This is a genomic window from Streptomyces sp. NBC_00435, from assembly GCF_036014235.1.
Taxonomy (GTDB): domain Bacteria; phylum Actinomycetota; class Actinomycetes; order Streptomycetales; family Streptomycetaceae; genus Streptomyces.
Genome location: NZ_CP107924.1, coordinates 3,416,545 through 3,432,471 on the forward strand (window position 1 = coordinate 3,416,545; position 15,927 = coordinate 3,432,471).

The window sequence follows — 15,927 nt, forward strand, 5'->3', positions numbered from 1 at the left end:
TCTCCGGCGCGGTGCTTTCGGGCTGCTGCTCTGCTGTGCTCACCGATAAAGGGTACGGCCGCAGTGCGGCCACGGACTCGCCCCCCGCTGCACGTAGAGCTTCTTCGCGCGGTACGTCTGCTCCGGGCCCGGGGCGTCCTGCGGCCGGCCGCTGCCGCCCAGGGCCTGCCAGGTCCGCACGTCGAACTGGTACAGCCCGCCGTAGGTCCCCGACGGGTCGGTGGCACCGGGCCGGCCGCCCGACTCGCACCGGGCCAGCCCGGCCCAGTCGAGGCCGTCCGCGCCCTGGACCGAGCTCGGCAGCGGCTTGGTGCCCACCTTGACGAGCTGGCTGACGGGTTCGCGGACGATCTCCTCGGCGATGCGGCGGGGCTTCTGCCGGACCCCGTTGACGGTGCGCAGGCTGTACGTGACCCGGCGCGCGCCGGGCCGACCCGAGCGCTCGACGACTTCGGTGCCCGCGAAGACGGTGGCGTCCTTGACCTTCTCGGTCTCGTAAGGGATGCGCTCCTCGCGGATCTCGCGGGTGCCGGTGATGCGGAGCACGGTGACGGTCTGGCCGTCGCGCGGGAAGGAGCCGGCGGGCACGGAGGTGCTGTCCTGGCCGTGGAGGGTGATCCCGGCCTGGTCGAGGGCCTCCTGGACGGTGGCGGCGTTGGTGCGGATCGCCCGCTCGCGGCCGTCGGCCATGAAGGTGACGCTGCGTTCGGTGCGGACGGCCAGGGCCAGCCCGGCACGCGGGACGGGGGCGCTGCGGGGAGCGGAGAGGTAGGCGCCCTCGGCGCGGATGCCGAACTGCCGCAGTGCACCGTCCACGGTGCGGGCGGTGGTCCACACCTCGCGGCGCTGTCCGTCGAGGGTCAGGCTCAGCGGGCGGCCGTAGCGGACGACGATCTCGTCCCCGTCGTCGAGGGCCTCTCCCCTGGCCGGGGCGACGAGGTCGTGGGGGCCGACGCCGAGGCCTTCGGCGGCGAGCAGGGTGTCGACGTCGCCGGCGAAGGTGTGCAGGGTCTGCGGGACCCCGTCCACGGTCAGGCGTACCGCCTTGTCGGCGGCGACGAAGGCGGTGGTGCCGCCCGCCAGGAAGGCGACGACCAGGGCCTGCGGCACGATCCGCCGCCAGCTGTCGCGGTGCGGCGGTGCGCCGCCCCGCCGCCGGCCGCTGGTCCCCGGCCCGGGCCCGGCCGGGGCGGGCACCGCGTCGAGCCTGCGCCGCCCGGTCCCCGCGGGAGCCGCCGCTCCGGTGGCCGCCGCGCCCGGCCACGCGGCTGCGGCTTCGGCGGCCACCCGCGCTCCACCGCGTCTGCGGCCGGGCCCCGCGGGGTCCGGGACCCCGGCGGCCCGACGGCGGCCCGACCCGGGTGCGAGCGGGTCCGCGGCCGGGGCGGGGGCCGGTCCCGCCACCGCGTCGGGGGCTGCCGGGGTGCCGGCGTCCGCCGCCGGCTCCGCGCGTCGGCGGCGGCCGGTGGCCGGGAGCTCCGGATGCGACGGCGGATGCGGCTGCTGCTGCGGCTCCGGGGCGGTGGCCCTGCCGCGGGCCCGGCGGCCCGGCACGGAGCCGGCCCCGGCCCCGGCCCCGGCCCCGGCTCCGGCCCCGCCCGGTCCCGTACGCCGCCGACCGCCGCCCCGGGGCGCGGGCACCGCGGGCTCCGGTTCCGGGGCGCGCTGCGCCGGGCGTGCCGGCGCGGGATCCGGGCCGGGGGGCGGCGCTTCCCAGGAGGCCCGGCCGGGGTCGGGCGCGGCATGCGCTCCGGGCCGGGCGGCCATCGCCTCCGCCCAGCCGACCACGCCACCACCGGCGGGGGCAGGAGGGGCCGGTTCCGGGTCCGGACCCGCGTCCCCGGGCCAGGGGTTCCGTTCGCCGGCCGGCCAGGCCACATCGCTCATGACGCTCGCTCCACTGGTCCGTCCGGCTGCTTCGGGCACGGCACCCTAGCGGAGCGACCGTCACGCTACAAAGCGGGACGGCTACGGAACGTGGCGAACGGGTGAGGGTGGAGTCGGGGATCAGTAGTCGAAGGCGCGGGCCGTGTTGGCCGCCAGCGCCGTCGCCATGGCGTCCTCGTCGAGGCCGCGGACCACGGCCATCGCCCGTACGGTCAGCGGAATGAGGTACGGGGCGTTGGGCCGTCCGCGGTACGGGGCAGGGGTCAGGTACGGGGCGTCCGTCTCCACGAGCACCAGCTCCAGCGGGGCCACCGCGAGGGCCTCGCGCAGGGGCGCCGCGTTCTTGAAGGTGACGGTCCCGGCGAAGGACATGTAGTACCCGGCGGCGGCGCACTCCCGCGCCATCTCCGCGTCGCCGGAGTAGCAGTGGAAGACGGTGCGCTCGGGGGCGCCCTCCTCGCGCAGGATCCGCAGCACGTCCGCGTGGGCCTCGCGGTCGTGGATGACCAGCGCCTTGCCCCGCCGCTTGGCGATCTCGATGTGGGCACGGAAGGAACGCTCCTGCGCCGCCATGCCCTCCGGGCCGGTCCGGAAGTGGTCGAGCCCGGTCTCGCCGACCGCCTTGACGTGCGCGAGCCCGGCCAGCGCCTCGATCTCGGCCAGCGCGTCGTCCAGCGCGGCCTCTCCGCCGCCGGACCGGGCGCCCTGCCGGGACCAGCCGTCCGGATCCCCGTGCACGATCCGGGGGGCTTCGTTCGGGTGGAGGGCGACGGCCGCGTGCACGTTCTCGTACGCGGCGGCGGTCTCGGCGGCCCAGCGGGAGCCCTTCACGTCGCAGCCGACCTGGACCACGGTCGTCACGCCGACGGACGCGGCCTTGGCCAGGCCCTCCTCGACGGTGCCGGACTGCATGTCCAGGTGGGTGTGGGAATCGGCGACCGCCACCCGCAGCGGTTCGGGCAGCGGGGGCGGCGCGTCGTTCGACGTACTACGGCTCATGCGGCCGATCCTATGACCGGACCGCGGCCCGGGCCGCTACGAGGGCGACCCGCGGAAGAGCCCCAGCAGCCGGGCCAGCAGCCCGCGCCGCTCGGCCGTCACCGGCACCGGCCCGGGGGCGTCGTGCAGGGTCGCCTTGCGGGGCTTGGGTGTCTTCGGCGTCCTCGGGGCGTACCCGGCGGGCACCGGGCCGGCGATCCCGGGGGCGGCGCGGTGGTGGTAGAGCTGATCCAGCATGCCCATGACCGACTTGACCTGGCCCTCCCGCATGATCCGCACCACGTGCCCGCCGCAGTTCATGCAGGTCGGGTTGGACAGTGGGGAGGGGACCCGCTCGCGGTCGACCGTGTAGACGATGAACGGGTGTCCCATGCCGTCGACGTGGTGCTCGATCTCGTAGCCCTGCTCCCAGCCGTAGCCGCACTTCATGCAGGCGAAGGAGTACGCCTCGTGCACGGTCTGCACGGCAGCGGGAGCGGGGCGGGCGGCCGGCGCGACCGGTGCGGTGACGGTCGAGGCGACGGGTGCGGCGACGGGTTGGGGTTCGGCGATTTCACTCATGCCAGCTCCTCTTGTTCCACTGGTGCCATTTCCAGTGGACGCCTCTTCGGGCGGGAGCGCATCAGGCCCTGTCCAGTGTTGGACGGCCCTTGGGCGACTCATGCCCAAAGGGGCCGGTGCGCGGTCTGAGCTTTGCTTTTCAGGTTAGCTCTTTACCGACTCACGGCGACTTTTGTGCCGCGTTCTTTGCCGCCACGACCGCGTCGAAGACCTCGCGCTTGGGTACTCCGGCCTCGGCCGCGACCGCCGCGATGGCCTCCTTGCGCCGCTCACCCGCCTCCTCGCGCACCCGTACCCGGTTCACCAGCTCCTCCGCGTCCACGTCGCCGGGGGCCGCCGCCGGGGCACCCTCCACGACCACGGTGATCTCTCCGCGCACGCCTTCGGCGGCCCAGGCCGCCAGCTCGCCGAGCCCGCCGCGCTTGACCTCCTCGTACGTCTTGGTCAGCTCGCGGCAGACCGCCGCGCGCCGCTCGGCGCCGAAGACCTCGGCCATCGCGGCCAAGGTGTCGTCGAGCCGGTGCGGGGCCTCGAAGTAGACGAGCGTGCGGCGTTCGCCCGCGACGTCGCGGAGCTTGCCGAGGCGCTCGCCGGCCTTGCGCGGCAGGAAGCCCTCGAAGCAGAAGCGGTCGACCGGCAGCCCGGAGAGGGCGAGCGCGGTGAGCACGGCGGAGGGACCCGGTACGGCCGTGACCTTGATGTCCTTCTCCACGGCGGCGGCGACCAGTCGGTAGCCGGGGTCGGAGACCGAGGGCATTCCGGCGTCGGTCACGAGCAGGACCCGCTTGCCCGCCTCCAGCGCCTCGACCAGTTCGGGGGTGCGCGCGGACTCGTTGCCCTCGAAGTACGACAGCACGCGCCCGGTGGTGTGGACGCCCAGCCCCTGGGTCAGCCGGCGCAGCCGCCGGGTGTCCTCGGCGGCGATCACGTCGGCCCGCTCCAGCTCGGTGGCGAGCCTCGGCGGGGCGTCGGCGAGGTCGCCGATCGGCGTCCCGGCGAGGACGAGGACGCCTCCCGCGTGCGCGTCGGAGGGGGCCGGGGAAGGGGCTTCGGCGGAGCGGGGCTGGTCAGTGGTCACCGCCCCATCCTCTCAGCCGCCCCACCCGCCACGCCCCAACGCTCCCGTCCCCCTGGGTTTGGCACAGGCTCGTTCCCTACGATGTGCCGGTGACCAGTACCGCGACGCCGCCGCCCAGCCCCGCGGGGGCCCCGCCCGCCACCGAGGCCGGCCCCGGCCCGGGCCCCGCCGACCAGCCGTCCGCCTGGCTGCGCCGTCTGCGCGGTTTCGGCTACGTGCCGCCCGCCGGCGCGAAGCGGCAGTCGGACGTCCGCACCCGCCTGGTGCCCCCGTACTCGCGGCCCTCCGCGCAGCTGTGGGGGCAGTTGGGGATCGGCCCCGCCGCCGCGGAGAACTGGCAGCGGGTGCTGGCATGGGCCGGGCCGCTGCTGGTGGCGCTGGTCGCCGGGGTGCTGCGGTTCGCCCACCTGGGCAGCCCGAAGGCGGTGATATTCGACGAGACGTACTACGCCAAGGACGCCTGGGCCACCATCCGCCAGGGCTACGAGGCCAACTGGCCCAAGGACATCGACAAGTCGATCCTCGCCAACCCGGACGGGGTCCCCCTCCCGCTGGACCCGGGGTACGTCGTGCACCCGCCGGTCGGCAAATGGGTGATCGGCCTCGGCGAGTGGATGTTCGGCTTCGACCCGTTCGGCTGGCGGTTCATGACCGCGCTGCTCGGCACGCTGTCCGTGCTGATGCTGTGCCGGATCGGACGGCGGCTGTTCCGGTCGACGTTCCTGGGCTGCCTGGCCGGTCTCCTGCTGGCGGTGGACGGCCTGCACCTGGTCATGAGCCGCACCGCACTGCTCGACCTGGTGCTGATGTTCTTCGTGCTGGGCGCCTTCGGCGCGCTGGTCATCGACCGGGACAAGGCGCGGGCCCGGCTCGCGGCGGCGCTCCCGGTGGACGAGGAGGGGCGGACCCGCCCGGACGCCCGGATCGCGGAGACGCTGCGGCTGGGCTGGCGTCCGTACCGGCTGCTGGCCGGGGTGTGCCTGGGCCTGGCCTTCGGCACGAAGTGGAACGGCCTGATCGTGCTGGCCTTCTTCGGGATCCTGACCGTGCTGTGGGACGCGGCGGCGCGCCGCACCGCCGGCGCGGGCGCCCCGTACACCGCGATGCTGCGCCGCGACGCGCTGCCGGGCTTCCTCTCGACCGTCCCCGTGGCGATCGCCGTCTACCTGGGCTCGTGGCTCGGCTGGATCCTCTCCCCCGACAACGGCAAGGGCGGCTACTTCCGCGACTGGGCCGCCAAGAACGACCAGCACAGCTCGTGGTCGTTCGTGCCCGAGTGGCTGCGCAGCCTGTGGCACTACGAGACGGAGGTCTACAAGTTCCACGTCGGCCTGACCTCGGGTCACACCTACGAGTCGAACCCGTGGAGCTGGCTGGTCCTCGGCCGCCCCGTCTCCTACTTCTACGAGTCCCCCGCGCCCGGCACCGACGGCTGCCCGGCGACGGAGACGGCCAAGTGCGCGCGCGAGGTGCTGGCGCTCGGCACGCCGCTGCTGTGGTGGACGGGCTGCTTCGCGCTGCTCTACGTGCTGTGGCGCTGGATCTTCCGCCGCGACTGGCGGGCGGGCGCGATCGCGTGCGCGCTGGGCGCGGGCCTGCTCCCCTGGTTCAACTACCAGGAGCGGACCATCTTCTTCTTCTACGCGGTGGTCTTCGTCCCGTACCTCTGCCTCGCGGTGGCCATGATGATCGGCGCCCTGCTGGGCCCGGCCGGCTCCTCGGAACGCCGCCGCGCCCTGGGCGCGGTCGCGGCGGGCGTCCTGGTGCTCCTGATCGTCTGGAACTTCATCTACTTCTGGCCGATCTACACGGGCGGCACCCTCCCGATGGACTCCTGGCGGGGCCGCATGTGGCTGGACACCTGGGTGTAGGACTTCCATGCGCAGACACGCGCCCTCGCCCTCAGCGGGAAACCCTGACCCGTGAAGTCGGAGAGCTAATGTTTCATCGGGCCCCCGCCGTATCCCCCGTTCGGCGGGTCGCGAGCGCGGGCGGTCGTGCTCAAACAGCCATGAACCCGGCCGCCCGCTGACCCTGAAGAGCCTGGTCACCGCCCTGCCCGTAGTGGTGGGAAAGCGGCAAGTGATCGTGCGCCTCGGCGACGAAATGGGCATCGACCGCGCACCGCTCCTCCAAGAAGCCCTGCGCCCCCTGATCTCCCAGCACGACTGCCCGCCCGGAGCCGGCCTCGACCTCGCCCGTCTCCTCCGCCCCGAAGCCGCTCGCCAGGACACCGGTCCGGGGCCGGCCTGGGCGGGACCATGCGGGGATGGGCTGCCTCGTCGCGTCGTTCCGGACTGGGAACGAAGACGGTCCGGATATGAAAGGAGCCCGGGGTGCGGGGCTGCTGTTGGCAGTCCCGCACTCCGGGCGGTCAGGGCTTGTTGTGGTTAACGCTTGGGGCCCTTGCCGGGCTCGCCCCGGTGGTTGGTGAGTTTGGCGGTGAAGGGGCGGGTCAGGACGGACGAGGTCAGCTCGTACGGTCCGGAGACCGGCTGCTTGGGCAGCTGGTAGCCCTCGGGTACCGAGGTTTCCAGCAGGTAGTAGGTGCCGGCGACGACCGGGAACTCACAGCGTCCCTGGGTGTCGGTGGTGCAGCTGTCGATACGGGTGTCCTTGTCGGTGCCGGTGTACTGGAGGCCGGCACGGTTGTTGGACTCGCGCCACAGCTCGAAGACGGCTCGGGCCAGGGGCTTGCCGGTCTTGGCGTCCTTCTTCTCGATGATGAACTTGCCGGGCGGGACGCTCTTCCAGGGGTCCTGGGAGGTGACTTCCTTGTGGGAGATGACGCCTTCACCGCGGACGGTGGAGTTGTCGGTGTGTGCTTCGCCGGCCTTCAGGCCGGTGAGGGTGGCGGTGCACTTGTAGCTGGCGCCGGCCTCGAACCTCTTGGGCCTCTCGGTGAAGGAGGGTTCCCAGCGGACGGCCTTGCCGGTGGCGTCGGTGGAGACGGTGCCGTCGGGCCAGGTGCACGACAGGTCCTTGACCGTCGCGGTGCCCTCGGTGACGACGTCGCTGACCTCGACCTTGACCAGCGGCTCGGTGCCGTTGTTGGTGATCGTCATGTTGAGCGGGACGTCCTTGGTGTCCGGGAGCTTCACGCGAGTCGCCTCGTCGTTGGCGTCCGAACCGGTGGGGGTGTCCTTCTTGATGATGACGATGCTCGGGGTGACCTTGTTGGTCCGCTCGATCTCCACGACGGTGTCGTCGTCGGTGATGTGGTGGAGCCCGGAGGTGGGCTGGACCGGCTTGGGGTAGTCGGTCGGAGCGGTCGTCTCGTGGAGGTAGTAGTCACCGGGCTGGACGTCGAACTTGCATACGCCCTGCGGGGTGGTGGTGCAGGCACCGTGGCGCTTGTCCGCCGGGATGTCCCTCTCCTCGGGGGTCTTCGCGGGGGTGACGGTGGTCTGCAGACCCTCCAGGTTGTTGGTCTCGCTCCACAGCTCGAAGACCGCGCCGGCGAGCGGCTTGCCGGTCTCCGCGTCCTTCTTGATCACGCGGAGCTCGACCGGCGGGATGCCGTGCCAGGGGTTGGTGTGGTGGACGCCCGTTCCGGAGATGACTCCTTCAGCGTTGACGGTGGATTCGTCGGTGTGTGCCTCGCCCGGCTTGAGGCCGGTGAGGATGGCCGTGCAGGTGTAGCTCTGGCCGATGGCGAGCTGCTTGGTGGGGCTGTCACCGAAGGTGTCTGCCCAGCGGACACTCTCGCCGTTGGCGTCGGTGGTCTTGGTCCCGTCGGGCCAGGTGCACGCCAGGTCCTTGATCTTCGCGGTGCCCTTGGTGACGACGTCCTTGACCTCGACCTTGACCAGCGGCTCGGTGCCGGTGTTGGTGATGGTCATGGTGAGCGGGACATCGTTGGTGTTCGGGAGCTTGACGCGAGTCGCCTCGGTGTCGGCGTCCGAACCCGTCTGGGTGTCCTTCTTGACGATCAGGACGACCGGGACGGGCGGCTCGTTGAGCTGCTCGATCTCGACGACGGTGTCGTCGTCGGCGATGGTGAGGAGCTCGGAGATGGGGTGGGCCGGCTTCGGGTAGCCCTTCGGGGGGGTGATCTCCTTCAGGTAGTAGCCACCCGGCTGTGCGAGGAACGTGCACACGCCCTGTGCGCTGGTCGTGCAGGTACCGATCCGCTTGTCCGCCGGAGTCCCGGTGGTCTGCAGACCCTCCTTGCCGTTGGTCTCGTTCCACAGCTCGAAGACCGCGCCGGCGAGGAGCTTGCCGTTCTTCGCGTCCTTCTTGATCAGACGGAGCTCGACCGGCGGGATACCGTTCCACGGGTTGGTGTCGGTGACACCCGTTCCGCTGATGGCGCCTTCACCATTCACGGTGGACTCGTCGGTGTGTGCCTCGCCCGGCTTGAGACCGGTGAGGATCGCCGTGCACTTGTAGCTGGCACCGACCGCGAACTGCAGACGGTTCTGCTCGCGGTGGCTGGCTTCCCAGCGCACGAGCTTGCCGGCGGGGTCGGTGCTCTTGGTGCCGTCGGGCCAGGTGCACGACAGGTCCTTGACCGTCGCGGTGCCCTTGGTGACGACGTCGGTGACCTCGACCTTGACCAGCGGCTCGGTGCCGTTGTTGGTGATGGTCATGTTGAGCGGGACGTCCTTGGTGTCCGGGAGCTTCACGCGAGTCGCCTCGTCGTTGGCGTCCGAACCCGTCGGGGTGTCCTTCTTGATGATCTGGACCTTCGGGTGCTGCTTGTTGACCCGAGGAACCTCGATCACCTTGTCGGTGTCGGTGACCTCGTGCGGCCCGGAGACCGGCTCCGAGGGCATGGGGTAGCCCGCGGGAGCGGTGATCTCCTCCACGTAGTAGGTGCCGGACGGGGCCGCGAACCCGCACTCGCCCTTGGCGTCGGTGCGGCAGGTGCCGACCGAGGTGTCGGAGGGGGTACCGCTCTTCTGCAGACCCTCCACGTTGTTGCTTTCACGCCACAGCTTGAAGACCGCGCCGGCGAGCGGCTTGCCGGTGTTCTCGTCCTTCTTGATCACACGGAGATCGGCCGGCGGGATACCGTTCCACGGGTTGGTGTCGTGGACACCCGTTCCGCTGATGGCGCCTTCACCATTCACGGTGGACTCGTCGGTGTGCGGCTCGCCCGGCTTGAGACCGGTGAGGATCGCCGTGCACTTGTAGCTGGCACCGACCGCGAACTGCAGACGGTTCTGCTCGCGGTGGCTGGCTTCCCAGCGCACGGCCTTACCGGCGGGGTCGGTGCTCTTGGTGCCGTCGGGCCAGGTGCACGACAGGTCCTTGACCGTCGCGGTGCCCTGGGTGACGACGTCGGTGACCTCGACCTTGACCAACGGCTCAGCGCCGTTGTTCGTGATGGTCATGTTCAGCGGGACATCGTTGCTGTTCGGAAGCCGAACACGAGTCGCCTCGGTGTCAGCGTCCGAATTCGTCGGAGTGTCCTTCTTGATGATCTGAACGGTCGGGACCGGCGGCTCATTGACCAGCTCGACGGGGGGAAGAGTGACGCCTTCGGTGACGTGGTGGGGTCCGGACACCGGCTGGGCCGGGTTCGGGTAACCGGGCGGCGGGGTTACCTCCCTGAGGTAGTAGTCACCGGGCTGCGCCGAGAACGTGCACACACCCTGAATGTCGGTCTTGCAGGCATCACCGATCTTCGTGTCCGCCGGCGTACCGGTGGTCTGCAGACCCGGCGTGCTGTTGGTCTCGCGCCACAGCTCGAAGACCGCGCCGCCGAGCAGGAAGGCGTGCTTCGCGTCCTTCTTGATCACACGGATCTCGCCCGGCGGGATACCGTTCCACGGGTTGGTGTCGTGGACACCCGTTCCGCTGATGGCGCCTTCACCATTCACGGTGGACTCGTCGGTGTGTGCCTCGCCCGCCTTGAGACCGGTGAGGATCGCCGTGCACTTGTAGCTGGCACCGACCGCGAACTGCAGACGGTTCTGCTCGCGGTGGCTGGCTTCCCAGCGCACGAGCTTGCCGGCGGGGTCGGTGGAGACGGAACCGTCGGGCCAGGTGCACGACAGGTCCTTGACCGTCGCGGTGCCCTTGGTGACGACGTCGGTGACCTCAAGCTTGACCAGCGGCTCGGCGCCGTTGTTGGTGATGGTCATGTTCAGCGGGACATCGTTGGTGTTCGGGAGCTGAACACGAGTCGCCTCGGTGTTGGCGTCCGAGTTCGTCGGGGTGTCCTTCTTGATGATCTGAACGGTCGGGACCGGCGGCTCATTGACCAGCTCGACGGGGACGGCGGGACCGCCACCCTCCACCACGCGGTGAGGCCCGGAGACCACCGGCTGGACCAGCTTCGGGTAACCCGTCGGAGCGGCCGTCTCCACCAGGTAGTACTCACCCGGCGGCACGTGGAACGTGCACTCACCCTGCGGATTGGTCGTGCAAGGGGGAGTGATCTTCGTGTCCACCGGAGTCCCGGTGGTCTGCAGACCCTCCTGGCCGTTGGTCTCGCGCCACGCCTCGAAGACCGCGCCGGCGAGCAGCTTGCCGTTCTTCGCGTCCTTCTTGATCAGACGGAGATCGGCCGGCGGGATACCGTTCCACGGGTTGGTGTCGTGGACACCCGTTCCGCTGATGGCTCCTTCAGCGTTGACAGTGGATTCGTCGGTGTGCGGCTCGCCCGGCTTGAGACCGGTGAGGATCGCCGTGCACTTGTAGCTGGCACCGACCGCGAACTGCAGACGGTTCTGCTCGCGGTGGCTGGCTTCCCAGCGCACGAGCTTGCCGGCGGGGTCGGTGCTCTTGGTGCCGTCGGGCCAGGTGCACGACAGGTCCTTGACCGTCGCGGTGCCCTGGGTGACGACGTCGGTGACCTCAAGCTTGACCAGCGGCTCGGCGCCGTTGTTCGTGATGGTCATGTTCAGCGGGACATCGTTGCTGTTCGGGAGCTGAACACGAGTCGCCTCGGTGTTGGCGTCCGAATTCGTCGGAGTGTCCTTCTTGATGATCTGAACGGTCGGGACCGGCGGCTCATTGACCAGCTCGACGGTGACGACGGGGACGCCCTCGCCGACCCGGTGAGGCCCGGACACCGGCGGGACCGGCTTCGGGTAACCGGGCGGAGCGACCGTCTCCACCAGGTAGTAGTCACCCGGCGGCACGTGGAACGCGCACTCGCCCTGCGGATTGGTCGTGCAGGGGGGAGTGATCTTCGTGTCCACCGAGGTACCGGTGGTCTGCAGGCCCTCCGTGCCATTGGACTCGCGCCACGCCTCGAAGACCGCGCCGGCGAGCACCTTGGTCGGGGACTTCGCGTCCTTCTTGATCACACGGAGATCGGCCGGCGGGATACCGTTCCACGGGTTGGTGTCGTGGACACCCGTTCCGCTGATGGCGCCTTCACCATTCACGGTGGACTCGTCGGTGTGTGCCTCGCCCGGCTTGAGACCGGTGAGGATCGCCGTGCACTTGTAGCTGGCACCGACCGCGAACTGCAGACGGTTCTGCTCGCGGTGGCTGGCTTCCCAGCGCACGAGCTTGCCGGCGGGGTCGGTGGAGACGGAACCGTCGGGCCAGGTGCACGACAGGTCCTTGACCGTCGCGGTGCCCTTGGTGACGACGTCGGTGACCTCAAGCTTGACCAGCGGCTCGGCGCCGTTGTTGGTGATGGTCATGTTCAGCGGGACATCGTTGGTGTTCGGGAGCTGAACACGAGTCGCCTCGGTGTTGGCGTCCGAGTTCGTCGGGGTGTCCTTCTTGATGATCTGAACGGTCGGGACCGGCGGCTCATTGACCAGCTCGACGGGGACGGCGGGACCGCCACCCTCCACCACGCGGTGAGGCCCGGAGACCACCGGCTGGACCAGCTTCGGGTAACCCGTCGGAGCGGCCGTCTCCACCAGGTAGTACTCACCCGGCGGCACGTGGAACGTGCACTCACCCTGCGGATTGGTCGTGCAAGGGGGAGTGATCTTCGTGTCCACCGGAGTCCCGGTGGTCTGCAGACCCGGCGTGCCATTGGACTCGCGCCACGCCTCGAAGACCGCACCGCCGAGCAGCTTGCCGGTCTTCGCATCCTTCTTGATCACACGGAGATCGGCCGGCGGGATGCTGTGCCAGGGGTTGGTGTCCTGGACCCCCTTGTGGGAGAAGGCACCCTCGCCCTTCACCGTGGACTCGTCATGGTGCGGCTCACCCGGCTGAAGGCCCGTCAGGGTCGCCGTGCAGGAGTAGCTGGCAGCGGGCGCGAACTGCTTGAGAGGGGAACCGGTGAAGGAATCCGCCCACGCGACATGCTTGCCGGTGGGGTCGGTCGTCTTGGAACCGTCGGGCCAGGTGCACGACAGGTCCTTGATCGTCCCGCCCCGGACGACGACATCCTCGACCTCGACCTTGACCAGCGGCTCAGTGCCGGTGTTCGTGATCGTCATGTTCAGCTGAACATCGTTGGTGTTCGGAAGCTGAACACGAGTCGCCTCGGTGTCAGCGGCCGAATTCGTCAAAGTGTCCTGCTTGGTGATCCGGATCTTCGGATCGGCCTGGACAAAACCGAAGTCGTAGCTGTGGTTGTCCTGCCCGGCGGTACCGGTGGTGATGGTGTGCTCCGGGTACAACTCGCCCGCGGGCACCTCACCGTCACTGTCGAGGGCATCATTGGATCCCGCGTCCGCGACGGTGGGACTCCAACCCGCCAGAGGACCACCGGCAGCGTAGTCCGTCGGCTTGTCCACCTTGATGGTGTACTGCTTGTTCGGCAGCAAACCACCCGTCACGTTCGAGTTGTCGAAGTAGTACTCACCACGCACGGACGTGACAGAAGTACCGACCTTGGTCTCGCCGTCGTAGAGACTCACCGTCGCATTTGGCACCGGCAGTTCGGACGGGTCCTGAACACCGTTGCCGTTCTTGTCGAACCAGAGACGGTTACCGATCTGAATCGGCGCCTCGTCACACAGCACCTCAAGGTCACCGACACCTCCGGCCTTACCGAAGCCGAATCTCGTGAGTTGGATGCTGGTGGCCGGGGTGCTGACGCCCGTCACACGGTTGAACCAGGCAGTGCCGACGGCCGGGGCTTCGTTCTTGGGGTCGATGATTTGGCTGCCCAGAGTCGTTTCCACTTTGGACAGCGCCACGCCACCGAACGTCGCCTCCTCGTGAATGTCGAACCGGGTGTCACCGTCGTAGTACTCCCAGCTGCCGCCCCCGGCTCGGCAGCCGCCGTTGCCGTCCATCAAGAACAGACCGCCCGCGCCGCCCGGGCAGGCACGGTTCAGGTCACCGCCACTGCTCCCGTCCTGAAGCTTCGGGTCATCCGCCCACATGTGGACCTGGAACCCGGTCTGGTCGGCGAACCGGTCGCGGAAGCTGACGATGAGATCACCGTTGGTCTCCACGACGATGTCCGCCAACTCGGGTTCCGGATTGGCGATGTTGGCAATGGGGCTGGTCTGGCAGTTCTTGCCGTTCTGGGTCCGCGGCGTGGTGTCAGACCACGGGAACCAGCCAGCTCCCGAGCAGGCGCCAGTCGCGAAGGCAATACCGCGGCTGAAGGCGAGCCGCTCGTCCATCACGGGGGCGGAGAACGTACCGGCCGCCGGGTTGAACTTCCTGATCACCGCGCGCAAGTCGTTCTTGGCTCGGGTGGACTCGGCGGAGCAGACGCCGCCGACGTACACCACGCCGTCCTGTACGCCCAGTCCGAAGGGGCGCCAGTCGTTGGCCGACGCACAGCTCGGGTCCGGGATCGTGTAGGACGCCTTGGGTTCGGTAGCCGTGCTCAGCGTCGCGTCGTACACGTACAGCTTGCGGTCGAAGAGGTTGACGACGTAGAGCTCCTCGCCGTCCTCGCTCACCTCGACGTCACCGAGCGATTCCTTGCCCGCCGCAGGCTGGAAGGCCAGGTCCGTCAGGGTCGTCATGTTGTGCGTCGTGGTGCCGGCATTCGGGACCGTGGCGAACACGGTCGTGGCGTTGTTGGCCCGATCGGTCACATAGATCGCACCAGCACCGCCCGGGCCGTAGCCGGAACCTCGCTTCGCGAGAGCGCCGCTGAAGATTCGCTTGCTCTGCTTGCTGTACCCGATGCCGTAGAGCGCACCCGTGGTGGCCTTGTCCGACACCGTCTTGACGAGCGTCGAGCTCGTGGCGTTGTACGGGTACGTGACGAGCGTCCGACGGTTCGCCGGGTCCACCGGGCTGAGAGGCCCACCATTGATGTCGTTGGGCTCGCAGGCCGTCACCACGTCGGCGTTCTTCTGGCAGAAGTCGCCGGGGTTCCAGAACCCTGTGGTGAACTCCTGCTTCTTGCCGCCGGACAGGTCGACGAACTCTTCCGTACTGCTGAGGGCGAGCGGTGCCCCGGTCAGGCCCTGCCGGGAGGCGAAGGCCGGGTGCAGCACGCCCGGCCTGGGGTTGACGACCTCGACCCGGTACTTGCCCCCGGTGAGAGAAGTACCGGGGGTCAGGGTGACGGTGCCGTTCGAAGCGGTCGTTCCTGTGATGGAACTTCCGGCATCGTCGGTCAGCTTGACCGTAACGCCGGCCATAGCCGGCTCCAGAACCGTATCCCACGAGCCGTTCGCGTTGACCTCGCGAACGACGCGGACCGTGACGGATCCGTCACTGGTGTCGGCGCCGTACGCGACAGGAGCCAGCCATGAGCCCAGGCTGGCGGTTGTTAGCAGGAGGGAGAGTGCCTGCGTGATGCCCCGAGGCAAGCCAGGGCCCGAGGCCCTTTGCTCTCTCCTGAACTGTGACGCTACCAATGACGTTCCTTTCAGGACCCGGGGCCAGACAGACAGCAACCCCCGATGTACCGCATCCTTGCCCGAGGCATGGAAGGGACCTGGTTTGAACGCGCGAACAATGAACCCCTTACATCCTTTCAGCCCAATAACTCATAACATTGTCTTCTGGCATGGGGTGCCGAGGGTGGGCCTGGGCGTTCGGGAGCACGGCTTCCGGGTTCCCTTTCCCCCGAGGGCCTTCCAAGCACCCTTCCGGTTCCTTGTGTGGGCGCCCCCTCACGGGTACCCGGATCAGCCTGGGCGGGACGCCCTTACGGCCGAATTCGGGAATTCTGGAATTCACCACCTTTCCAACCCGAGCGATCCGTTCCGACACCTTCGGCAGGCGTGCGCGATAGGCCCACCCCACCCAACAGGTCATGGTGATCCGGAGGACGGGCCGCTTCCGGGCGTAAGGCGTCGACTGCAATCGGAACGGTCGCAATTGGTCGGGCACTTGACCCCGCCGGGACACACCGGGCCATACCGGGCCGACCGCACCGGCCGGGGCCGCGGTTCCTCGTAGGGATCGGTGTCGTGGCTGATGGGTCGGCCGCCTCTCTCCATTTCCCTCCACCGGTTGGCGGCCTGATCCTCAGTCAATGGGGGGGCGGGTTCAGGACAGGACCCGTGTGACCCTGGTCAAACTCCGGTAACAACTCCCCCGGCCGTGCGCCTGTT

Annotated in this window: 6 protein-coding genes; 1 reads left to right on the plus strand and 5 read right to left on the minus strand. The window is 69.5% G+C overall.

The genetic code is table 11. The features are described from left to right. Positions 1 to 39: 39 nt before the first annotated feature. The 4 genes from OG389_RS15600 to rsmI all read right to left on the minus strand — a co-directional run bounded on the left by OG389_RS15600 (position 40) and on the right by rsmI (position 4,525). Entirely contained in the window at positions 40 to 1,404 is a 1,365-nt protein-coding gene (locus OG389_RS15600) for a ubiquitin-like domain-containing protein (protein WP_443059432.1), read from the minus strand. Between the two features lie 603 nt (positions 1,405 to 2,007). Further along, complete coding sequence (locus tag OG389_RS15605) at positions 2,008 to 2,886, minus strand: TatD family hydrolase (protein WP_328299086.1); 879 nt, start codon at positions 2,884 to 2,886, stop codon at positions 2,008 to 2,010. A gap of 36 nt (positions 2,887 to 2,922) precedes the next feature. Beyond that, on the minus strand, positions 2,923 to 3,315 hold the full coding sequence (locus OG389_RS15610; protein WP_328303820.1) for a hypothetical protein: 393 nt from the start codon (positions 3,313 to 3,315) through the stop codon (positions 2,923 to 2,925). A 292-nt stretch (positions 3,316 to 3,607) separates the two neighbouring features. Next, positions 3,608 to 4,525, minus strand: a complete 918-nt coding sequence (rsmI, locus tag OG389_RS15615; protein ID WP_328299087.1) for a 16S rRNA (cytidine(1402)-2'-O)-methyltransferase — start codon at positions 4,523 to 4,525, stop codon at positions 3,608 to 3,610. Between the two features lie 89 nt (positions 4,526 to 4,614). Here rsmI and OG389_RS15620 point away from each other — a divergent pair, with 89 nt between their 5' ends. Then, positions 4,615 to 6,396, plus strand: a complete 1,782-nt coding sequence (locus OG389_RS15620; protein ID WP_443059284.1) for a dolichyl-phosphate-mannose--protein mannosyltransferase — start codon at positions 4,615 to 4,617, stop codon at positions 6,394 to 6,396. A 519-nt stretch (positions 6,397 to 6,915) separates the two neighbouring features. Here the strand turns inward: OG389_RS15620 and OG389_RS15625 are convergent. Next, positions 6,916 to 15,006 (minus strand): SpaA isopeptide-forming pilin-related protein, encoded by an 8,091-nt coding sequence (locus OG389_RS15625; protein WP_328299088.1) that lies wholly within the window; start codon positions 15,004 to 15,006, stop codon positions 6,916 to 6,918. Positions 15,007 to 15,927: the final 921 nt, after the last annotated feature.

What these genes read in the sequence shown, in the direction of transcription:
- OG389_RS15605 (WP_328299086.1), bottom strand. Translation starts at nt 2,886, where the DNA reads ATGAGCCGTAGTACGTCGAACGACGCGCCGCCCCCGCTGCCCGAACCG.
- OG389_RS15610 (WP_328303820.1), bottom strand. Translation starts at nt 3,315, where the DNA reads ATGAAGTGCGGCTACGGCTGGGAGCAGGGCTACGAGATCGAGCACCAC.
- OG389_RS15625 (WP_328299088.1), bottom strand. Translation starts at nt 15,006, where the DNA reads ATGGCCGGCGTTACGGTCAAGCTGACCGACGATGCCGGAAGTTCCATC.